This is a genomic window from Mesorhizobium sp. M0293 (assembly GCF_040321735.1).
Lineage (GTDB): Bacteria > Pseudomonadota > Alphaproteobacteria > Rhizobiales > Rhizobiaceae > Mesorhizobium.
Genome location: NZ_JAMYSA010000104.1, coordinates 1 through 20,413, shown reverse-complemented (window position 1 = coordinate 20,413; position 20,413 = coordinate 1). Strand labels below are relative to the sequence as shown.

Below are 20,413 nucleotides of genomic sequence, written 5' to 3'. Positions count from 1 at the left end.
ACGTCGAGCACTGCCGAGACGACCCCACCCGGACCTGCGGTCCGACCTCCCCTCGAGGGGGAGGTGGGGCGGCGCTTACTTCTGCGGCGCCTGGTCGATGATCGACTGCATCGTCTCCTGCGCATTGGCGATGGCGCCATCGACGTCGTCGCCAAAGAAGACTTCGTTGATCATCTGCGTCCACGGCCCGTTGGCGGAGTTGATCAGGTCGTTGAACACCACCGAATAGGGCGTGCGGCCCTTGGCCATGGCTTCGGCGGCGATCTGGTAACGCGGATCGAGATCCTTCAGCGCTTCCTTGGCGATGTCGCCGCGCACCGGCAGGCTGCCGTATTTGGCGAGGATCGTCTGGCCCTCGAGCGAGTAGGCGAAATCGAGGAACTCCTTCACCACGGGCAGCTTGGTGGTGCCTTTGGTGACAACGAAATTGTCGCCGCCGGCGAAGGACGACCAGCCGCTATCCTTGCCCGGCAGGAAGGTGACGCCGTAGTCGATATCGGGATACTGGGTATTGAGCGCGCCGATGGCGAAGGCGCCGGACGGCGAGATGCCGATATTGCCGGCGGCGAAGGCGGCAAAGAAGTTGGCGCCGGTGTCGGTCTGCGCGCCTGCCGGTACCAGGTCCTTCTTGACCATCGAGCGGTATAGATCGATGGCCCCGCGCAATTGCGGGCTATCCAGCGTCGCCTTCGAGCCGTCTTCCGAGAGGATGTCACCGCCCGACGCCCAGATCAGCGGCGTGAAGGTGAAGATGTTGCAGCCACCGCAATTGCCGGAGAAGTAGAAGCCCTTGATGTTGCCGCCGAGCGCGTTGACCTTCTCGGCGTCGGCCGCGATCTCGGCCCAGTTCGCCGGGCCTTTTTCAGGATCGAGGCCGGCCTGCTTGAACAGCTTCTTGTTCCAGATCAGCACCGAGGCGTCGGCGGAGAAGGGCAGGCCGTAAATGTGATCCTTGTAGGTGCCGGTCTTCACATGCGCCGGCGACAGGCTAGCGAAATAGGGCAGGGACTTGGCCCAGTCGGTGATATCCTCCAACTGGCCGGCAGCGGCGAAGGACGGCGTGTAGATCAGGTCGAGCGACAGCGCGTCGGGCGCCGTGCCGCCGGCGGCCGCTGCACCATATTTCGGGATGATCTCGGCATTGGGGATGATGTCGAGCTTGACCTGGTTGGTGTGCGCTTTGTTGTAGGCGTCGACGATCCTCGGCATGAAATTCGAGCCGTCGGCGCGCACCCAGATGTTGGCCGTCTCGGCGGCGGCAGTGCCGAGACCACTACCCAGAACGGCAGCGGCCAGGGTCAGTTTGGCAATCAGGTTCCTCATGTTCTCCTCCTCCTTGGTTGTCCGCGGTTCGCGGCTTGGCGCCGATCACGCGGCGCTTCGTCTTCAGCCATCCAGCGGATGGCCGCATGACTGCCGCACCACCAGCCGGCACGGCAGTTTTCGAATGCCCGGTGCGGCGGGCTTGCCGCCGACCAGCGAAAGCAGGGTCAGCCCGGCCTCGCGCCCGAGTGCGACCAGGTTCATGTCGACAGAGGTCAGCGGCGGGCGTGTCGCCTCGGCCACGATCTCCCAATTGTCGAAACCGATGACGCCGACATCGCCGGGGACGCCAAGGCCCCGTTCGCGCAAGGCATCGATGACGCCGCGCGCGATCTGGTCGTTGCCGCAAAAGACGGCGTCCGGCCTCTCGCTTTTGCCGTCGAACAGTTGCGCTACCGCCCGATGGCCCCAGGCTTCCGACCAGGAGCCGAGCAGCGGCTCGGTGACCGGCAGGCCGTTTTCGATCAGCACGTCGCGGTAAGCCTGCGCCCGCGCATGCACCACGGCAAAGCTCGCCGGTCCTGTGACATGGGCGATGCGCTTCCAGCCCAGCCGGAACAGATGCTCGACCGCCAGCCTGGCGCCGTCGGCGTCGTCCGAGACGAAGGCGATCGCGTCGGGATCGGGCTGCGTGAAGGCATAGATCACCGGGACGCGCAGATTGCCGAGGTCGACGGGCAGATGGCGGTCGATGCGCTTGCCGGTGGCGATGATGCCGTCGACGCGCTTGTCGAGCATGGCGTCGACATGCATCTGGCCCAGCCGCGGATCCTCCTCGACATTGCACAGGAACACCGAGACGCCATTGTCGACCAGCGCGTCCGAAATGCCCGACATCAGCGGCAGCGAGAAGCGGCCATAAGTATCATTGGTAAGCAGGCCGACGGTGAAGCTGCGCCGCCTGAGCAGGCTCTGCGCCAGGCTGTTGGGCCGGAAGCCGAGCCGGCGGGCCGTCTCGCGAATGCGTTCGCGCGTCTCGGCGGTCATCCGCCCTTGGTCGTTGAGCGCCTTCGAGGCGGTGGCGACGCTGACGCCAGCCTGCGCCGCCACGTCACGCAAGGTGACTGGCTTGGAAAAGACCGGGACAGGCAGATCGTCCGATGCCATCGCGCAGAGAATCCTTAGCTGGGAAAAGGTTTTCTCTTGCTGGTCCGAGCGAGGCCCGGCACATGGCCAAGCCCGATCGGAAATGTTTGGAAAAACCTTTTCTCAAACCAAGGCTAAGCCAGATCTGATGGTCGTTCAAGCGGAAAAGTGGCCTGGACAGGCAATGACTTCAGGTTTGGAATTCGCCGCATCACCCGTTCACGAACCCCGCGCTGCTCCTTGCGTGTTTGGAATATGCATGATGAAGGGCGCCGCCAACCGGGCATGTTCCGGTTCGCGGCGGCGGTCGGAAGCTGTCGCCCGTCACGTCTTTCACCAGTGCAATCGGTGGCGCCTATTTTCATTTGGCATGCAGGGCGATCGCGAAAAGAGTGCTATGGAAGAGGCGTGAGCGTCCTTGCTCCGCTCTTCCCGATATTCGAGGTCATTTTCGTGCGTGAACCGTCGCTGCTGCCTGTCTTTGGAAAACTGGGCCTCAAGGCCTCTGTCGCCTTCGCGGCGGCGCCGGTCCGGTCGACAGGTGTCGTGTCGCGCCTGCGGGAGTTTCTGGCCGCGCATGGCGGCATGGTGCTGAAACTGTCGGTCATCGCCTGGACGGTGCTGATCCTGGGCGCCGTGTTTTTCATGATGCAGGGCTGATCGAGATGGCCAACCGCTACACGCTGCGCATGGAGCTTCCACAAAGCTGGAGCATCATCGACGTCTTCACCGGCCAGCCTGCCGTGGTCCGGCAAAAGGTGATGGTCGGGATGGGCCCGCGTGAGGCCGAGGACATGGTCGTGCAGATGAATGTCCGCGACGTCAAACGCCGCGAACGGGCCGAGCGCAAGCCCTGATCCCGTATCGACTTTCGCCTGCGACAGCCCGCGCACAGCAAATCAAGGGATTCCCGTGAGAGCCAGCCTGAAGCAGAAGATACTGGAGGTCTGCGACCGCAAGCTCTCGGAAAAAGGGACCGGCGTCGGCGTGTCGTTCTATGCGTTCTTCGCCAACAGGAACCACGACCCCGAACTCTTGATGGAAGCCGCCGAATGGTGGATCAGAACCCACCGCCTCGACCATTTCGAAAAGGCTGAAAAGATACGCACGATGGTCGAGAAGATGGACCTCGGCTGATCAACCGAAATCGGCTGCCGTCAGCACATACATGCTCTTGTGGGTGCGGTCGTAGGCCTTCGATGCCACCTCGCGGATGGCGCTGCTCTCGGTGTCGAATGTGGCGAGGTAGCCGGCTTCATCGGCAGCAGTTCCCGGCCGCATCTTGGCCATGGCGTCGGCGGCGACCGAGAAGGAGATCTGGAACATGCCGTCATGTCCGACGAAACGGATCCGCCGGCCGGCTTCGTCATAGCTGCGGCTGCGGTTGGGGAAGGTGAGACTCATGTCTTGCTCCCTTGTTCTGGCGCAATTCCGGTCGGAGAACCGCTGCGGAATTGCTTAGGCTTTCTTGGTCACCCGCTTCTTTTTCGGCGTCGGATTGAGGGCCTCGGCGACGCGGTCGGCCTCTTCCTTGGCCAGCCGCAACTCCCTGAGCCTTGCCGTCTTGATCTCCCGGGCCCTCGCTTCGGACATGTATTCGGCGGTTGCCTTGTTTTTCTCCGCTGTCTTCTTCTGCTTGTCGACAAAGCGGGCTTCAGCTTTTTCCATGATCGTCTGATTACCTTCGGCCATCGTAAAAATCTCCCTTATGCCTGAAATCGTGAAAGTGAACTTGTCCGATAAATAGGCACTCGATCGGCAAAATTCAATCTTTTGAAATATTTGACCAATCGGCGATATCACGAAACCGGCTGCCGAAATAATACTTTTGATTATTTAATTTCGGTCGCGAATAATTTTTGGCACTCCTATCTATCGAGTGCCAACGCGTTTATAGAGGAGGGGCGTGGCCGCCTGTGCCGGCCCCAGAAAGAAAGTTCCCATGAAATTTCGGCCACTCCACGACCGCGTCGTCATTCGTCGCGCCGAAGGCGATATCAAATCCAAGGGCGGTATCATCATTCCCGATAATGCCAAGGAAAAGCCGCAGGAAGGCGAAGTCATCGCCGTTGGGCCTGGCGCACGCGACGAAAATGGCATGCTTGTTGCGCTCGACGTCAAGGCCGGCGACTTCATCCTGTTCGGCAAATGGTCGGGCACCGAGGTCAAGATCGACGGCGAGGACCTTCTGATCATGAAGGAAGCCGACATCATGGGCGTCATCGACAAGAGCGAGACTGGCGTCATCGACAAGAGCGAGACGGGCGTCACCGACAAGACCGTGGCTGCCAAGAAGGCCGCCTGATCCCATTTTCTCCGAACGAACTGGATAAAAATCATGTCTGCCAAGGAAATCAAATTCTCCACCGATGCGCGTGACCGCATGCTGCGCGGCGTCGAGATCCTCAACAATGCTGTGAAGGTCACGCTCGGTCCCAAGGGCCGCAACGTCATCATCGACAAGGCCTATGGCGCGCCGCGCATCACCAAGGACGGCGTCACCGTCGCCAAGGAAATCGAGCTTGCCGACAAGTTCGAGAACATGGGCGCGCAAATGGTGCGCGAAGTGGCCTCGAAGACCAACGACCTCGCCGGTGACGGCACCACCACCGCAACGGTGCTGGCCGCCTCGATCCTGCGCGAAGGCGCCAAGCTGGTCGCCGCCGGCATGAACCCGATGGACCTCAAGCGCGGCATCGACCAGGCGGTTTCCGCCGTGGTCAAGGAAATCCAGGCGCGGGCCAAGAAGGTCAAGTCGTCGGCTGAGATCTCACAGGTCGGCACCATCGCCGCCAATGGCGATGCCAGCGTCGGCGAGATGATCGCCAAGGCGATGGACAAGGTCGGCAATGACGGCGTCATCACCGTCGAGGAAGCCAAGACCGCGGAGACCGAACTCGACGTCGTCGAGGGCATGCAGTTCGACCGTGGTTATCTCTCGCCCTATTTCGTCACCAATGCCGACAAGATGCGCGTCGAACTGGAAGAGCCTTACGTGCTCATCCACGAGAAGAAGCTCGGCAATCTACAGGCGATGCTGCCGATCCTCGAAGCTGTGGTGCAGAGCGGCAGGCCGCTGCTGATCATCTCCGAGGACGTCGAGGGCGAGGCTCTGGCCACGCTGGTCGTCAACAAATTGCGCGGCGGCCTCAAGGTCGCGGCCGTCAAGGCGCCGGGCTTCGGCGACCGCCGCAAGGCGATGCTGGAAGACATCGCCGTGCTCACCGCCGGCCAGATGATCTCGGACGATCTCGGCATCAAGCTGGAGAATGTCACCATCGAAATGCTCGGCCGCGCCAAGCGCGTGCTGATCGACAAGGACACCACCACGATCATCGACGGCGCCGGCACCAAGGAGACCATCCAGGCGCGTGTCGCCCAGATCAAGGGCCAGATCGAGGAGACCACCTCGGACTATGACAAAGAAAAGCTGCAGGAGCGGCTGGCCAAGCTCGCCGGCGGCGTTGCCGTCATCCGTGTCGGCGGCGCCACCGAGTCGGAAGTGAAGGAAAAGAAGGACCGCATCGACGACGCTCTGAACGCGACGCGTGCGGCGGTTGAAGAAGGTATCGTGCCTGGCGGCGGCGTGGCATTGCTGCGTGCCAGGTCGGCACTGGCCGGCTTGAATGGCGCCAATGCCGATGTCACCGCTGGCATCTCGATCGTGCTACGCGCGCTCGAAGCGCCGATCCGCCAGATCGCCGAGAATTCCGGCGTCGAAGGCTCGATCGTCGTCGGCAAGCTCACCGACAGCAAGGACCACAATCAGGGCTTCGACGCCCAGAACGAGGTGTATGTCGACATGATCAAGGCAGGCATCGTCGATCCGGCGAAGGTGGTGCGCACCGCACTTCAGGATGCCGGCTCAATCGCCGCCCTTCTGATCACCGCCGAGGCGATGATCTCCGACATCCCGGCCAAGGATGCCGCACCGGCAGGCGGCGGCATGGGCGGCTACTAAAGATTCAGTCGGCCTGCGAAGGTGGCTTCATAGAAGTCACTTTCAGGCCTGACCTGAATCAGCCCCGGCTCTTCATTGGAGCCTGGATAACTACCGCCGGGGGTATTTTCTCCCGGCGTGCAGGCCTCTAGCCCAGGAGACGGATCCATGATCACGTTCGTGCGGAAGCCAGAGACGGTCGTCACGACCGAAAAAACCGAGGAAAGCCGCTTCGACCGCATCCGCAGGATTGCCGCCGACAAGCACAAGAAATTTGATTCCAACACGGCGACGCCATCAAAGAGCGAACCCAAACGCCCGATGTGATTCTGCGGCACCGCCGCCACTTTCCGGCTCGAGCTCGACGCCATTGGCCGAGCCGTGATCCAGCCGGATGACCTCCGCAATCCCGGTGGCCGCCATCGGCCTGTCTAGTATTGTCATTATATTAGCTAAGGCGCATATTTCTCAGGCAGTAGGCCCTCGGCCGCCAACGCGTCCAAGGGCGCCTGCAATTGTTACCGAAAAAATCACTCCGTGCCGCTCGAATTATGGAGCAGCCACGAGACAGTGACATTTGGAGGAAATACCCATGAAAGTGACTATTTTGGCAAACTATGCGCCTCATGCCGCCAAAGGATTGATGCAAGGCTCGGACAGGCAGGCTGCGGTCAAGGCGCTTTTTGAAAGCGTTGGCGGCAAGGTGGCCAGCGTGATGTTCACGCGCGGCATCTATGACGTCGTCGTCAATGGCGAGGTGCCGGACCAGTCAGCCGGGATTGGCATGTCCCTTGCGGTGCGAGCAAGCGGCTCGCTGACCGAGATGGTTGTACTGGAAGAACTCGACATGAAGGCAGTGCTCGCGGCTGCCAACAAGGCTGCCGGCGCGTACAAACCCGCCGGCTGATGGACTTGCCTTCTTGATCAAGGCAGCACGGTTCGATGGACGTGCCGTGCTGCCGAGTGTCGGACAGGGCATCTTCTTCCGAGTTTCGCGGCGACTGGAATTCAAGCTAGTATCGTCCGGTGGTCGTTTGGTGCAGAGAGCTTGCGGAAACGCAACCGCGATTCTGAGTACGGAGACCAGCCATGTGTGCGGCCAAGGCCATCGACACGTCGGACAAGGCCGCGTTCTACCGCGACCTCGCCGCCCAGCTTAAGGCGCTGCTCGAGGGCGAGCGCGATTCGATCGCCAACGCCGCCAACACCGCGGCGCTGATCTTCCAGATGGTGCCGGACCTCAACTGGGCCGGCTTCTATTTCCTGCAGTCGGACGAGGAAATGGTGCTCGGGCCGTTCCAGGGCAAGCCGGCCTGCGTGCGCATCGCCGTCGGCAAGGGTGTGTGCGGAACCGCGGTCGAACTCGGCACCTCGATGCTGATCAAGGATGTGCATGATTTCCCCGGCCACATCGCCTGCGATGCCGACTCGCGCTCGGAACTGGTCGTGCTGCTCGAGGACGATGAAGGCGTCTTCGGCGTGCTCGATCTCGATAGCCCGCTGCCGGCCCGCTTCGACAAGGCCGACCAGGCGGGGCATCGAGACGCTGGCGGCGATCTATGCAGCGGCGAGTTCGTTCGAGGACTGAACGGCTCGGTGCAAGATCGAGCACCAGCCGTGGAGTCTGCGGCGCCCCTCTGCCCTGCCGGACATCTCCGCACCCGAGTGGGCAGGCCGGCAGTTGTGCGTCGGCCCTGTCAGGCGCATCTACGGATCGATCTTCAGCGCGCGCGTGAAAGCTGCGGCCGCCATATCGATCAGCTGCGCGTGAATCTCGCTGCGCGATCGTCCTTCGCCATCGTCGCACACTGGGTCGCCGATCTGTTCGGAGGCGATGATGCCGGGAGCGCCGGGTTTGCATTCGGCGAACATGCTGTAATGGCTGGCATCCTCAACCGTCGCATAGCTCGCCTCTGACATCGCTTTTGCGATTCCGGAGGCATCTGCGGCAGCGGGGATCTTTCCCGGACGGCCAAGATTGACGATATCGACCGGAATGCTGATGCCGGCAAAGCTTTTGACGTCGAAGATATCGGTTGGAGCGGGGTCGATCGCCATGGCGAAGCGAATGCGCCCATCCCGGTTATCACGGCCGGCCGGCTGCAAATCCATGGCATGGAGATCGACTCCACTTTGCCTGACCCACTCGCAAAGCGAAGCATTGAGCAGGTCCGTATCGCAATAGGCCGCGAGCAATTTCGGGTCGACGCGGGCGCCGGCTATCGCCAGAGCCGTGTTGCCGCCCATGGAAAGGCCAAGGGCGGCAACTTTGCCTTGTTCAAGGTGATCTCTGAAAAACGCTTCCTTTTCCACTGCGGTCAAGGTTGCCGTGAGATCGGCAGGCCGCAACCAGAGCTTCATCGTCTCGGCGGCGGATCTGTTTTTCCCCGTATTTCCCGGATGCGTCGGAGCTGCGACGACGAATCCCTGCCTGGCCAAGGGCGTCGCGATCCAGCTCAAGGCTTGCGGGTTTCCCGCCAGACCTGCGCCGTGTGACAGCAGGATGAGCGGGAACTTTGCGTCTGTTATTGGCGCATCGCGCATGGCTGACGTGCCGACGAAAAGCTTGCTGTCGCCGAGCGAAACCGTTTCGCCGCCAAGTTGGGCCGGGTACCAGACCGTCACGTCGAGATCGATGCCGCGCTCCGTGGACGCGACGGACAACTGACGAACGCCGACAGTGTCGCCGGCGTTGGCCGGATGTTGCATCAGCATTGTCGAGACGATGATGGCGCAGAGCATGGTCCAGAATTTCATTGAGGTCTCCGTTGTCGAACGCGTTCGCCATGGCTGGAGAGCCCGGAGTCTTCAGCTCCGGGGCCGGTTGGCACTTGTGTTCGGTTGCTGTGTCGATGCCCCGATATCAGCGGATCGGAGCGAAGCCTGCGTCCTCGATCGCGATCGAGTACGTGCTTTATCGCGATTGAGTACCATTCCGTGGGAAATAGCGCCGCTAGCCGCCCACAGTGCTCGCTAGCGAGGGCGATTGCGCGTTCCGGTCCCGCCAGGCGAGCGGGGTGATGTCCGTCACGCGGCGGAACTCGCGGTTGAAGTTCGACTTGGTCTGGAATCCGACCGCAAGCATGATCTCGGTCACGGACTGATCAGTCTCGGTAAGCAGCCGGCAGGCCTCGGCGATGCGGTACTGGTTGACATATTGCGAGACGTTACTGGCTGTGGCCCGGTTGATCGTCGCCGAAATCTGCCGCGCCGGAACTCCGGCGCGCCGGGCAAGGCGGTTGAGGTTGAGATTGGCGTCGCGATAGAGCTTTTTCTCCTGCATCAGTTCGTTGACCCTGGCGATCGTCTCGGCGTCTTCGCCGGCATCGGGCGGGGATGAGACATCGGCGGGCTCGGCGGCGTTGCGCGGGACATGGCTTTGGCTGGCCGCCGCCGCCGCCACACCAACAAGGACGAGCATGAAAAGATTGGCGACGCCGATCACCATCGCCGCTCGGGCGCCATGCCCGGACGCCATTTCGAGGGAAACCAGCACATCGACCATGCCCGACAGGCAAAGGGCCACCGCCGCGGCGATGATGGCGCGGTAGGCCGGGACCGCGCCATCGAAAGGCGCCAGGCGAAGGTCGTCGGCGCCGGACCGGAGCAACCAGAGAATGGCGGCGGCGTAGACAAAATCGATCGATATCAGCGCCACGTCGACCGCGTCGCGCCAAAGACTCACCAGTAGGAAGACGATGATGGCTGGCGTTGCATGGAGCGCCAGCAGGGCCGGCCATCGGCGGTCGCTGGCGCGGGCGAGCTTCGAGACGCCGGCATAGAGCAGCGACGGCATGATCGCGGCGGACACGGGCGCGATATAGCCCACTTCGCTTATGCCATACCCCCAGCGCAGTCCGGTGAACACCGATTGCACCGCGGCGAGCAGGATCAGGCCGAGAAACGGCAGGTTCGGTGTTGACTCATCCCCGCGCCTGGCGACTACCCAAAGCAGGATGAACAGCAACAAGGCGACGACGAAGGGCAGAGGAATGAACGGCATGGGTCGGTTGCGGGCTCGCGTGCTGATGCGCGGACCGTAACCGATATGATTTGATTTCCAAACTCGCCGATTAAGCGTCGCTCTAGGCGAATTTCACCAGCAGCAGGCTGAAGCAGCCGATGAACAGGAAGGCCGAGAAGGCGAGCGCCAGCGGGCGCATGCCGCGTGAGCGCAACTGCGAAATATCGGCCTGAAGGCCCATGGCGGCCAGACCCATGGTCAGCATGATGGTGGTGGCGAGCGCCATTGCCGATTTCACCTCGGCCGGCACCGTGACCAGGCTGTTTAGCGCGACGACGGCGATGAAGGCGGCGACGAACCATGGCATGGGCGGCCGTGCGGCTGCCTGACCGCTGCTTTTGCGGCGGGCCATCAGGCCGAGCGCGATGACCATCGGCGCCAGCATGGCGACGCGGGTCAGTTTGGCGACGGTGGCGATCTCGCCGGACTGGGTGCCGTTCTGGAAGCCGGCGCCGATGACTTGCGCCACTTCATGGATCGAAGCGCCTGCCCACAGGCCGAAAGCGTGCTGGTCGAGGCCGAGCATGGGCGCCATGAGCGGGAAGCCGAGCATGGCAACGGTGCCGAACAGCGTAATTGAGGCAACGGCGTAGGTGACGTCTTCGTCACGCGCATCGGTGACGATGTTGGTGGCGACGATGGCCGAGGCGCCGCAGATCGAGGTGCCGGCGGCAATCAGCTGCGCCAGCTTGGCGTCGACGCCGATCAGCCGACCGAGCGTGATGGTGAAGACGAAAGTGGCGCCGAGCGTGGCAGCGACAATGCCGACGCCGCCAGCGCCGATCGACACCACCTGGCCAAGCGTCAACTGGAAGCCGAGCAGGACGATGGCGAAGCGCAAGAGCCGGCGCTGCGAAAAGGCGATGCCGGCCTTGGCGTGGACGGGCGTGCCGAGCACGTTGGAGTAGATCATGCCGGCGACGACGGCGAGGATCATCGGGCTGAACAAAGCGAAGCCGGAGACATTGCGGGCCGAGAAGGCGACGGCTGTAATCATCGCGACCAAGACGACGCCGGGGACGATGCCGTTCCAGTCGAGAGATTTTCGTCCTTGGGCGAGTTCGGCGGAAATCAGGCTTTTCGGAATATCGTTCGCGATGTGGATAAAGGAAGACAATGCAATGCTCCGGGCGGGTATGTCGGAGGAATGCCATTCCTGAAACAATCTTTCCAACGAATTATTCTCGTTAGAATGATCGATTTTTATGAACGATTGGCGTCTTTCCAAGTCTGGCCAATGCGACATAGTCTCGAACCGGCGAGATGGAGACCGCATCGTGTGGCAAGATGAGTTCATCGGGAAGATCGGCCGCGCCCTCGAAAACGACCCGAGCGTGATGGCGCTGTTTGTCGGCGGCAGCTTCGGCAAGGGGCAGGCCGATCGCTACAGCGACATCGACCTGATCGCCATCGTCGCGCGCGACGATCAGGCCGCGTTCAACGCGGCATGGCGGCAGCGTCTCGAAGCGATCGCGCCGGTCGTGTTCTGGAACGAGACGGGCAAGGACGAGCGCCTGTTCAACGCCATTACCGATCAATGGCAGCGCATCGACCTCATCTCGACCGACGCGGAAGCCCTGAAGAAGCGAGGCAGAGATACGCTGGAACCTTTGATCGACCGGCATGGCCTGTACGACAGTTTGCCGGCCACGATCGCGTGGCCCGGCCCCAACAAAGGATATGTCGCCTATCTCATCAACGAGTTTTTCCGCGTCTTCGGCCTGCTCTCCGTCGCGGCCGGCCGTCAGGAATACCTGCTCAGCGTCGCCGGTGTCGAGCTGCTGCGCATGATGCTGTTCAACCTGTTGAGCGAAGAGGTCGAGCGGGCGGACAAGGGCGGCATGCTGGCATGGAGCCGCCGGCTGTCCGAAGAACAGCTCGGCCTGCTGGCGACCATTCCTCCGGTGGCGCCGACACGGCAGTCAATCATCGCGGCGCATCTGGCCTGCGCCAATGCCTTCGTGCCGCGTGCCCGCAAACTGGCCGCCCGCTGGGACATCGAATGGCCACAAGCTTTCGAGGACGCCACCTGGAGACATATCGAGCGCGAAGTGGGGCTGAAAAGGCCGGCTGGCTTGGCCTGACGGGGAGGTCCGATCCTGGTCAAAGCTGCGCTTCGATAGCCGTCTTGTCGATGACCGACCAGACGTGCCTGATCCTGTCGTCCAGAAATTCATAGAAGACGTTCTCGCTGAAAGAGACCTTTCTGCCGTTGACGGGCAGGCCAAGGAAGGTTCCGATCGGCGTGCAGTTGAATTGGAGCCGGCTGGCTATGAAGGGCGTATCCGAGATCAGCAGCTGGATGTCGAAATAGAGGTCCGGAATCTCGGAAAAATCCCGCTCCAGCATCTTGCGATAACCCGCCAGCCCGACCCGGTCGCCATTGTAGTGGACCTCGTCATGGACGAAGCGATGCAGCCGCGCCCAATCCTGATTGTTGAGGCACTCGATGTAGCCTCGATAGGCGTCGGCGAGGTCGGTGTCGGTCACGGCATTGCTCCGGTGCTTGCGTCTTGGAAAAGCTCATGCTCGAACAAGAAGATAGAACGACGGCAGATTCAATCCAGATGGATTGCGCTGTTGGTGCCAAGAGGGGCGGCCGTCAGCCGTCAGCCGACTCCTAAAGCGCGTCGCGTTCGAACGGATTCATGCGACGGGCTTTTCCAGGCATAGAGCCCAGCATAGGTCGAGGCCGATGTCGCCGCGAGCGTGCGCGCGCTCTACGCCCGGATCGGCGGGAGCGTCTCAGCTTGAAATTTGGCTTTCCGAGAGCTCGCGTCTCGCGGCCGTGAAGACTTCGCGGGCGGCATCCGCATTCATGACGGCAATTGCGAGGCCGATGACGATATCGGGCCAAGCCGAGTTCCACACAAATGCCGTGACCAGGCCGGCGGCAACGATTGCGACATTCGCCAGGACATCGTTGCGCGCCGAGAGGAAGGCTGCACGGGTAAGGCTGCCGCTGTGATGGCGATAGCGAGCGAGCATAAGCGCGCACGACAGGTTGACGAGGATCGCGCCAGCCGCGGTAAGCGTCAGCGGAACGGGCGCTGGCGGGATTGGAATGTTGAATTTCTCCCAGGCCGTCCACAAGGTCGCCAAAGCCGGGATCAGAAGTATTCCCGCCAGCGCCATTCCGAGCCGCGCTCTGTTGCGGATGGTCCAGCCCAGCGCGACCATGATCAGGAGGTTGATGGATGCATCCTCCAGAAAATCGATGCTGTCGGCGAACAGCGATACCGACCCGATCCAGACGGCTACGGCAAACTCGATTCCGAAATAGGCCAGGTTCAGGATGGCAACCATCCGCACCGCCTTGTTCAGTGTTCCGGTCATGTTTTGTCCATCGATCAATCGCCGTTACCGCGCAGCCTGCAGCGATTCCATTAGATGAGACATTACCGATCGAGCAGCCGTCTTGACAGCGCCCCGCTGCATGCTCCAGCTTGACGCCATGTTCGTCTTTGCGCCCACCAACGACAAGCGACGCCGTCCCTGCACGATGCGGAGCGGCGAGCTGATTGCGCAACGACGAAGACCGGCACGATAGACCCGGTTCGTTCGTTTCCAGCCCCGCCCGCCTCAAACAGGTCGGCGGGGTTTTCATATTCTGGAGCACTTTCATGACCATCGTTTCTTCCATCCGGCTTCGGCCGGCCGAGCCGGCGGATGCCACCGCGATCAGGGACATCGTGCGCGCCGCCTATGCCAAATGGGTGCCGGTGATCGGCCGCGAGCCGCTGCCGATGCGCGCCGACTACGACAAGGTCGTTGCCGAGCATCCGTTCGATCTCGCCGTCGAGGGCGATCAGATCGTCGGGATGATCGAAACCATCCTCGCCGACGATCACCTCTGGATCGAGAATGTCTGCGTCACACCGGATGCGCAGGGCAGGGGGATCGGCCGGCTGTTGCTGGAGCGCGCCGAGCAAAAGGCGATCGAAGCGGGTCGCCTCGAGCTTCGCCTGCTGACCAATGGCGCCTTCGAGGCGAACGTATCGCTCTACAAAAAGCACGGCTATACGATCGACCGCGAAGAGCCGTTCATGAATGGCGTGACGGTCTATATGAGCAAGCGGCTGGCCGGGTGACGCGGACGGTCCGAACTGGCCCCCTGGCTCAATCACTGCCGCACTGGCTCAACCACTTCGGGGGTTGCGTTTGACAGCGGCGTTTGTGCATCGTTATCTCTAGCCAGATATTACGGCCCGGCGCGACCATGCGGCCAAGGAGAAAACCATGTCACACAATCTGCAGTTCTATATCGATGGTGCGTGGGTTGATCCTGTTGTGCCCAACACATTGGACGTCATCGATCCGTCGAACGAGGATGCCTTCGCGCAGATATCGCTCGGCTCCAAGGCCGATGTCGACAAGGCGGTCGCCGCCGCCAGGCGTGCTTTCAACACATTCGGATTTACAGAGGTCGGCGAGCGGCTAGAGCTCCTGAACCGCATCGTCGCGATCTACAAGAAGCGTAGCCCCGATCTGGCGATTGCCGTGTCGCGTGAGATGGGTGCGCCGCGCCAGATGGCCCTGGACAGCCAGGTCGGCATCGGCCTTGCGCATTTGCAGAAGATGGCGGACGTGCTGAAGACGTTCGAATTTCGCCACGTGAAGGGCAACCATCTGGTGGTCAAGGAACCGATCGGCGTCGTCGGTCTGATCACGCCGTGGAACTGGCCGCTCAACCAGATCACCTGCAAGGTCGGTCCCGCACTCGCCGCCGGCTGCACCATGGTGATGAAGCCATCCGAGATCGCGCCGCTCGACGCCATCATCTTCGCCGAGATTCTGGACGAGGCTGGTGTGCCGAAAGGCGTCTTCAACCTCGTCAATGGCGACGGTCCGGGCGTTGGCCAGGCGCTGTCCAGCCATCCCGACATCGACATGATGTCGTTCACCGGCTCGACCCGTGCCGGCATCCTGGTGGCCAAGGCAGCCGCCGACACGGTCAAGCGCGTGCATCAGGAGCTTGGCGGCAAGTCGGCCAATATCCTGTTCGGGGATGTCGACCTTGCAAGCGCCGTCAGCAAGGGCGTCGCCGGCTGCTTCAGCAACAGCGGCCAGTCCTGCAACGCGCCGACGCGCATGTTCGTACCGCGCGACCGCCACGACGAGGCTGCCGGCTATGCCAAGGTGGCAGCGGAAAAGTTCACCGTCGGCCCCGCCGATGCAGCAGGCACCAAGCTCGGACCGGTGGTGAGCCAGATCCAGTTCGACAAGATACAGGACCTGATCCAGGCCGGCATCGACGGGGGTGCGACGCTGGTGGCGGGCGGCACCGGCCGGCCTGCCGAACTCAACCGCGGCTATTATGTCCGCCCGACGGTGTTCGCCGACGTCACCCACGACATGCGCATCGCGCGCGAGGAGATTTTTGGGCCGGTGCTGGCGATCATGCCTTATGACAGCGTCGACGAGGTGATCGAGACCGCCAACGACACCGTCTACGGTCTCGCCTCCTACATCCAGGCCAAGGACATGAAGAAGGCGCGCGAAGTGGCGGCGCGCATGCGCACCGGCAACGTCTACATCAACTATCCCCAGTGGGACGCCGGCCTGCCGTTCGGCGGCTACAAGCAGTCGGGCAACGGCCGCGAATACGCCGAATACGGGCTTGAGGATTTCCTCGAGATCAAGGGCATCGCCGGGTATGAGGCGGCCGAGTAGGCACGATAGGGCGCGGCGATCTGCCCGCGCACTGTCCATTTGTCGAAAGTAGGCGCTGCACTCCGTGGGGCGAGGAACCGCAGCCTTGCAACGCCACGACTCGATCTCATCCTTGCCAATTGGCAAATACATGCTATATATCTGCCAATAGCAGAGTGAGCAGAAAATGCAGCTTCAGTCCATAGTCACGACGCCGGCCACGGTTGGCAGCGCCATCTCGGATGAAGAGGCGGGTGCGCTGGCGCGCACTACAGTCAATTTGTTCAAGGCCTGGAATCTGACCGACCTGGAGGCCTGCATCCTGCTAGGTGGCATATCGGCCCGCACCTGGGCACGCTGGAAGGAAGGCGGCATCGGCAGGATCGACCGTGACCTGCGCACCCGGATGGCGCACCTGATGGGCATCCACAAGGGCCTGCGCTATTTGTTCACGGACCCGGCGCGCGGCTATGCCTGGATCCGCAAGCCCAATGCCACCTTCGGCGGCCAGTCGGCGCTCGACCTGATGTTGCGCGGCGAAATTTCCGATCTTGCCGCCATGCGCGAATGGCTTGATGCGGAGCGTGGTGCATGGTGAGTGGGCTTGCGGTCCGTCGCCGCGTCGACTGGCACCAGACCTTCCGCATCATCCGCTCCATCCATCCGCCGATAGACCTCTTCGAGGACATTGCAGACCCGCGCGACTGGGAGGCGCTGGCCTCGGTCGAGGCGAAGACCAACCCGCGCATAAGGTTCGAGATCGGCGACCTCGGCAAGGTGGCCGCCGCGAGGCGGGTTTCCGGGCCCGGCGCCAGCTTCGTGATGGCGCCCTTCGTGCATTGTTCGACGCTGCGGCCCGGACGCTTCTCGGATGGCAGCTACGGCATCTACTACGCCGGTGACAGCGAGGACGTGGCGCTGGCCGAGACCATTCACCACCACCAGAAATTCATGCGCGCCACCAACGAGGATCCAGGCTGGACGGCGGATTTCCGCGTGCTGATCGGCAGCGTCGACCGCGACCTCGATGACGTCAACGCGGTACCTGATGTGCTCGACCCGGACGACTATTCCGCCTCGCAGGCGGAAGGGTGTGCGCTGCGGGCGGCAGGTAGCGACGGGCTGGTGTGGAACAGCGTGCGCATGCCGGGTGGCGGCTGCATCGGCATCTTCTGGCCCGATGTAATCACCATTCCGGTGCAGGGCCGACATTACAGCTACCACTGGGACGGCGCCCGCGTGGACTTCGTGCGTCAGCACGATACGGGAAAGGTGCTGGCGGTCACCTGACGGCGGGCGGACACGCTTTACAGATCGCGGGGAAGCCGATATCCATAAATCCAAGGATTCGGATATATGGATAAGAAAGATACTTTGAGCGCGCTAGCCGCGCTTGGCCAGGAGACGCGGCTGGATGTCTTCCGGCTGCTCGTGCGCGCCGGTCCGCAAGGCATTCCGGCGGGCGAGATCGCGACAAGGCTGGATACGGTCCAGAACACCATGTCGGCGCATCTGAAGGTGCTCGCCCATGCCGGGCTGATCCGCCCCGAACGCGACGGCCGGATCGTGCGCTACGTCGCCGACATGACCGGCTTGCGCGACCTGCTGGCCTATCTGATGGAAGATTGCTGCAACGGCGCGCCGGAACTCTGCCGTCCCGTCATCAATGCCGTGACCTGTGACTGCTAGGTGAGCAACCGCCGATGAGCGATCCACAAGCGCCTGCGCGCGATCGGCCGCAACCTGCCGAAGGCCGGCCGAACCTCGTTGCGGATGACTTGCCACGCCGCATCGTCGCGGAAGCGCTGGGGACCGCGCTGCTGGTCGCCACCGTGGTCGGCTCCGGCATCATGGCTGCCCGGCTGACGCACGACGTCGCGGTATCACTGCTCGGCAACACGCTGCCGACGGGGGCGATCCTCGTCGTGCTGATCACGATACTGGGGCCGATCTCGGGGGCGCATTTCAATCCAGCCGTCACGCTGGTGTTCGCGTTGCGCCGGGAGATCGAGGCGAATGCGGCGCTCGCCTATGCCATAGCCCAAATCGTGGGCGGGATCGCCGGGACGTTTTTGGCGCACGCCATGTTCGAACTGCCGATCCTGCAGGCCTCCGCGACGGTGCGGACCGGGACCGGGCAATGGCTCGCGGAGGCAGTCGCCGCATTCGGTCTCGTTTTCACCATCCTGGCGGGCCTGCGCTTCCGCTCCGACGCGATCCCCTGGCTGGTGGGGCTCTACATAACGGCCGCCTACTGGTTCACGGCCTCGACCTCATTCGCCAATCCGGCTGTCGCCATCGCCCGTGCCTTTTCCGACACGTTTTCTGGCATCCGCCCAATCGACCTGCCGAGTTTCATAGCCGCCGAATTGCTGGGAGCGCTGCTGGCCTTGGCCCTGGCGGGCTGGCTGCTTGCCGAACCGAAACCGATCAGACAGATGAAGGCCTCGAAATGAACATCACCATCTATCACAACCCGGCCTGCGGCACGTCGCGCAACACGCTGGCCATCATCCGGCAATCCGGCAAGGAGCCGGAGGTGATCGACTATCTGAAGACGCCGCCGTCGCGCGAAAGGCTGGTCGAACTGATCGCGGCGATGGGGATGACACCGCGCGACCTGCTGCGCGAGAAGGACACGCCCTATGCCGAACTCGGCCTTGCCGACCCGAAATGGTCCAACGAGGAGATTCTCGATGTCATGCTGGCGCATCCGATCCTGATCAACCGACCGATCGTGGTGAGCCCGCTCGGCGTCGTGTTGGCGCGGCCGTCGGAAAAGGTGCTGGATATCCTGCCCAACCCGGAGATCGGCGCGTTCACCAAGGAGGATGGCGAGGTGGTCGTCAACGCCTCGGGCAAGCGCGTTGGCTGAAGCTATTTCCATAATTTTCGAAATTGAGTTGACGGCGCGGAACGTGTCGCGTAGCTTATTTCCATGAAACTCGAAAAAGCAGCCGCCCAACTCGAAGCGCTCGGCAATCCGACGCGGCTTCAGCTCTATCGCATCCTGGTGCGCGCCGGCGACGACGGGCTTGCCGTCGGCAGTGTGCAGGGCAAGCTCGACATTCCGTCCTCGACGCTTTCGCATCACCTCAAGCGGCTGGTCGACACCGGTCTTGTGACGCAGGAGCGGCAAGCGACGACGCTGATCTGCCGCGCCAACTATCCCGGCATGAATGCGCTGATCGGCTATCTCGCCGACGAGTGCTGCGCCGATACCACCTGCGCGCCTGCGGTTGCCAAGGCGCTGGCTTGATTTTTTTGGACGTATAATTCGAAGATACCGGAAGGATCGAACCTATGAGCATGATGACAGACCTTCCCGTCGCGGTGATCGGTGCCGGCCCGGTCGGGCTGGCCGCGGCAGCGCATCTGGTCGAGCGCGGCATCCGTCCGCTCATCCTGGAGCGCGGCGAAAGCGTTGGTGCGGCACTGCTCGAATGGGGCCATGTACGGGTGTTCTCGCCGTGGGAATACAACATCGATGCGGCGGCGCGGGCGCTGCTCGACAGCTCCGGCTGGACGGCGCCTGACAGCCAAGGCCTGCCGACCGGCGGCGAGATCGTGCGCGATTATCTCGCGCCCCTTGCGGCACTTCCCGAGATAGCCGCCAAATTGAAGCTCGGCGCCGAGGTCACCGCGATCACCCGCCAGGGCCATGACAAGGTCGCCAATGACGGCCGCAAGGACGCGCCCTTCGTCATCCGCTATCGCGATGGCGGCGGCGAGCACCGCGTTCTCGCGCGTGCCGTCATCGACGCGTCCGGAACCTGGTGGCGGCCAAACCCTATCGGTGTCGACGGGCTGCCGGTTCCCGGCGAAGGCGAGGCTCGCGGGCGCATCGCCTATGGCATTCCCGACGTGGTCGGCAAAGTGAGGAGCAGCTATGCGGGCAAGCGCGTCCTCGTCATCGGCGGCGGCCACTCGGCCATCAACGTCGCCCTGGCGCTGATGGAGTTGCGGGACGCTGCGCCCGGCACCGAGATTTTCTGGGCGCTGCGCCACGCCAGCGTCGAAAGATTGCTCGGCGGCGGGCTGAACGACCAGTTGCCGGAACGCGGCGCACTCGGGCTGGCCGCCAAGCAGGCGATGGCGGATGGCCGGCTGAACATGCTGGCGCCTTTCGCCGTCAACCGCAGCGAGATGCAAGGCGAGGGGCTCGTCGCTGACGCCAGCCTGGCCGGCAAGCCGTTCAGCCTGGCCGTCGACCGCATCGTCGTCACCACTGGCTTCCGGCCCGATCTGTCGTTCCTCGGCGAAATCCGCATCGCGCTCGATCCCGCCGTCGAGGCGCCGCCGGCGTTGGCGCCGCTGATCGATCCGAATTTTCACTCATGCGGCACGGTTCCCGCGCATGGCATCAGGGAACTCGCCCATCCCGAGCC

General features: G+C 62.7%; 26 protein-coding genes and 1 pseudogene. 18 read left to right on the top strand and 9 right to left on the bottom strand.

Translation table 11 applies throughout. The features are described 5' to 3' along the window. Positions 1-75: 75 nt before the first annotated feature. A complete protein-coding gene (locus NKJ06_RS27930) occupies positions 76-1,323 on the bottom strand; it encodes an ABC transporter substrate-binding protein (protein WP_352628909.1) in 1,248 nt (415 codons plus the stop codon). A 63-nt stretch (positions 1,324-1,386) separates the two neighbouring features. After that, the gene (locus NKJ06_RS27925; RefSeq protein ID WP_352628907.1) at positions 1,387-2,430 is read right to left on the bottom strand and encodes a LacI family DNA-binding transcriptional regulator; all 1,044 of its coding nucleotides are present in this window, start codon (positions 2,428-2,430) and stop codon (positions 1,387-1,389) included. Between the two features lie 387 nt (positions 2,431-2,817). On the opposite strand from NKJ06_RS27925, the gene NKJ06_RS27920 reads away from it, so the two are divergent. Genes NKJ06_RS27920 through NKJ06_RS27910 form a run of 3 tightly spaced genes read left to right on the top strand, consistent with a single transcriptional unit; the run spans position 2,818 to position 3,546 of the window. After that, a complete protein-coding gene (locus NKJ06_RS27920; protein ID WP_352628905.1) occupies positions 2,818-3,069 on the top strand; it encodes a hypothetical protein in 252 nt (83 codons plus the stop codon). A 5-nt stretch (positions 3,070-3,074) separates the two neighbouring features. After that, entirely contained in the window at positions 3,075-3,266 is a 192-nt protein-coding gene (locus NKJ06_RS27915; RefSeq protein WP_352628903.1) for a hypothetical protein, read from the top strand. A gap of 55 nt (positions 3,267-3,321) precedes the next feature. Beyond that, positions 3,322-3,546, top strand: a complete 225-nt coding sequence (locus NKJ06_RS27910; protein ID WP_352628901.1) for a DUF6500 family protein — start codon at positions 3,322-3,324, stop codon at positions 3,544-3,546. Here NKJ06_RS27910 and NKJ06_RS27905 read toward each other — a convergent pair whose 3' ends face one another. Further along, positions 3,547-3,813 carry a DUF1488 family protein gene (locus NKJ06_RS27905; protein ID WP_352628899.1) on the bottom strand — a complete coding sequence of 89 codons (267 nt, stop codon included), beginning with the start codon at positions 3,811-3,813 and terminating at the stop codon, positions 3,547-3,549. It abuts the gene before it with no gap. 54 nt (positions 3,814-3,867) lie between these two features. Continuing rightward, on the bottom strand, positions 3,868-4,101 hold the full coding sequence (locus NKJ06_RS27900; protein WP_292183401.1) for a hypothetical protein: 234 nt from the start codon (positions 4,099-4,101) through the stop codon (positions 3,868-3,870). 250 nt (positions 4,102-4,351) lie between these two features. Here NKJ06_RS27900 and NKJ06_RS27895 point away from each other — a divergent pair, with 250 nt between their 5' ends. From NKJ06_RS27895 to msrC, 5 genes and pseudogenes are all read left to right on the top strand, one after another. Then, positions 4,352-4,714 (top strand): co-chaperone GroES, encoded by a 363-nt coding sequence (locus NKJ06_RS27895; RefSeq protein ID WP_352628897.1) that lies wholly within the window; start codon positions 4,352-4,354, stop codon positions 4,712-4,714. A gap of 33 nt (positions 4,715-4,747) precedes the next feature. Then, positions 4,748-6,370, top strand: coding sequence for a chaperonin GroEL (gene groL, locus NKJ06_RS27890; RefSeq protein ID WP_352628895.1), 1,623 nt, complete (start codon positions 4,748-4,750; stop codon positions 6,368-6,370). Between the two features lie 147 nt (positions 6,371-6,517). After that, positions 6,518-6,676 carry a hypothetical protein gene (locus NKJ06_RS27885; RefSeq protein WP_352628893.1) on the top strand — a complete coding sequence of 53 codons (159 nt, stop codon included), beginning with the start codon at positions 6,518-6,520 and terminating at the stop codon, positions 6,674-6,676. 265 nt (positions 6,677-6,941) lie between these two features. Further along, on the top strand, positions 6,942-7,256 hold the full coding sequence (locus NKJ06_RS27880; RefSeq protein WP_352628891.1) for a GYD domain-containing protein: 315 nt from the start codon (positions 6,942-6,944) through the stop codon (positions 7,254-7,256). A gap of 182 nt (positions 7,257-7,438) precedes the next feature. Beyond that, positions 7,439-7,937, top strand: a pseudogene (gene msrC / locus NKJ06_RS27875) (free L-methionine (R)-S-oxide reductase MsrC). Positions 7,938-8,056: 119 nt separating this feature from the next. Here msrC and NKJ06_RS27870 read toward each other — a convergent pair. The 3 genes from NKJ06_RS27870 to NKJ06_RS27860 all read right to left on the bottom strand — a co-directional run bounded on the left by NKJ06_RS27870 (position 8,057) and on the right by NKJ06_RS27860 (position 11,490). Then, entirely contained in the window at positions 8,057-9,106 is a 1,050-nt protein-coding gene (locus tag NKJ06_RS27870; RefSeq protein WP_352628889.1) for an alpha/beta hydrolase family protein, read from the bottom strand. A gap of 196 nt (positions 9,107-9,302) precedes the next feature. Beyond that, complete coding sequence (locus NKJ06_RS27865; RefSeq protein ID WP_352628887.1) at positions 9,303-10,352, bottom strand: helix-turn-helix domain-containing protein; 1,050 nt, start codon at positions 10,350-10,352, stop codon at positions 9,303-9,305. An 82-nt stretch (positions 10,353-10,434) separates the two neighbouring features. Further along, positions 10,435-11,490, bottom strand: a complete 1,056-nt coding sequence (locus NKJ06_RS27860) for a YeiH family protein (RefSeq protein WP_352811359.1) — start codon at positions 11,488-11,490, stop codon at positions 10,435-10,437. Between the two features lie 160 nt (positions 11,491-11,650). Between NKJ06_RS27860 and NKJ06_RS27855 the strand changes: the two genes are divergently transcribed. Then, on the top strand, positions 11,651-12,457 hold the full coding sequence (locus tag NKJ06_RS27855) for a nucleotidyltransferase domain-containing protein (RefSeq protein WP_352628882.1): 807 nt from the start codon (positions 11,651-11,653) through the stop codon (positions 12,455-12,457). Between the two features lie 19 nt (positions 12,458-12,476). Here NKJ06_RS27855 and NKJ06_RS27850 read toward each other — a convergent pair whose 3' ends face one another. Both NKJ06_RS27850 and NKJ06_RS27845 read right to left on the bottom strand, forming a co-directional pair. Beyond that, on the bottom strand, positions 12,477-12,863 hold the full coding sequence (locus NKJ06_RS27850) for an ester cyclase (protein WP_352628880.1): 387 nt from the start codon (positions 12,861-12,863) through the stop codon (positions 12,477-12,479). Between the two features lie 255 nt (positions 12,864-13,118). Continuing rightward, the gene (locus tag NKJ06_RS27845; RefSeq protein ID WP_352628878.1) at positions 13,119-13,709 is read right to left on the bottom strand and encodes a cation efflux transmembrane domain-containing protein; all 591 of its coding nucleotides are present in this window, start codon (positions 13,707-13,709) and stop codon (positions 13,119-13,121) included. A 287-nt stretch (positions 13,710-13,996) separates the two neighbouring features. Between NKJ06_RS27845 and NKJ06_RS27840 the strand changes: the two genes are divergently transcribed. The 9 genes from NKJ06_RS27840 to NKJ06_RS27800 form a co-directional block, all read left to right on the top strand. Next, positions 13,997-14,464, top strand: coding sequence for a GNAT family N-acetyltransferase (locus tag NKJ06_RS27840; RefSeq protein WP_352628876.1), 468 nt, complete (start codon positions 13,997-13,999; stop codon positions 14,462-14,464). 148 nt (positions 14,465-14,612) lie between these two features. Further along, entirely contained in the window at positions 14,613-16,046 is a 1,434-nt protein-coding gene (locus NKJ06_RS27835) for an aldehyde dehydrogenase family protein (RefSeq protein ID WP_352628874.1), read from the top strand. 166 nt (positions 16,047-16,212) lie between these two features. Further along, a complete protein-coding gene (locus NKJ06_RS27830) occupies positions 16,213-16,623 on the top strand; it encodes an antitoxin Xre/MbcA/ParS toxin-binding domain-containing protein (protein WP_352628872.1) in 411 nt (136 codons plus the stop codon). Then, on the top strand, positions 16,617-17,315 hold the full coding sequence (locus tag NKJ06_RS27825) for an RES family NAD+ phosphorylase (RefSeq protein WP_352628870.1): 699 nt from the start codon (positions 16,617-16,619) through the stop codon (positions 17,313-17,315). Before NKJ06_RS27830 ends, NKJ06_RS27825 begins: the two co-directional genes overlap by 7 nt. 66 nt (positions 17,316-17,381) lie before the next feature. Then, positions 17,382-17,714 carry an ArsR/SmtB family transcription factor gene (locus NKJ06_RS27820; protein WP_352628868.1) on the top strand — a complete coding sequence of 111 codons (333 nt, stop codon included), beginning with the start codon at positions 17,382-17,384 and terminating at the stop codon, positions 17,712-17,714. 14 nt (positions 17,715-17,728) lie between these two features. Beyond that, positions 17,729-18,481: an aquaporin gene (locus NKJ06_RS27815; protein ID WP_352628866.1), complete on the top strand. Its 753-nt coding sequence runs from the start codon at positions 17,729-17,731 to the stop codon at positions 18,479-18,481. Next, on the top strand, positions 18,478-18,900 hold the full coding sequence (arsC, locus tag NKJ06_RS27810) for an arsenate reductase (glutaredoxin) (protein ID WP_352628864.1): 423 nt from the start codon (positions 18,478-18,480) through the stop codon (positions 18,898-18,900). The genes NKJ06_RS27815 and arsC overlap by 4 nt, the downstream gene beginning before the upstream one ends. 63 nt (positions 18,901-18,963) lie before the next feature. After that, entirely contained in the window at positions 18,964-19,284 is a 321-nt protein-coding gene (locus NKJ06_RS27805) for an ArsR/SmtB family transcription factor (protein WP_352628861.1), read from the top strand. A gap of 44 nt (positions 19,285-19,328) precedes the next feature. Beyond that, positions 19,329-20,413, top strand: a 1,085-nt coding sequence (locus NKJ06_RS27800) for an NAD(P)-binding domain-containing protein (protein ID WP_352811356.1), incomplete at its 3' end; no start/stop codon positions are given.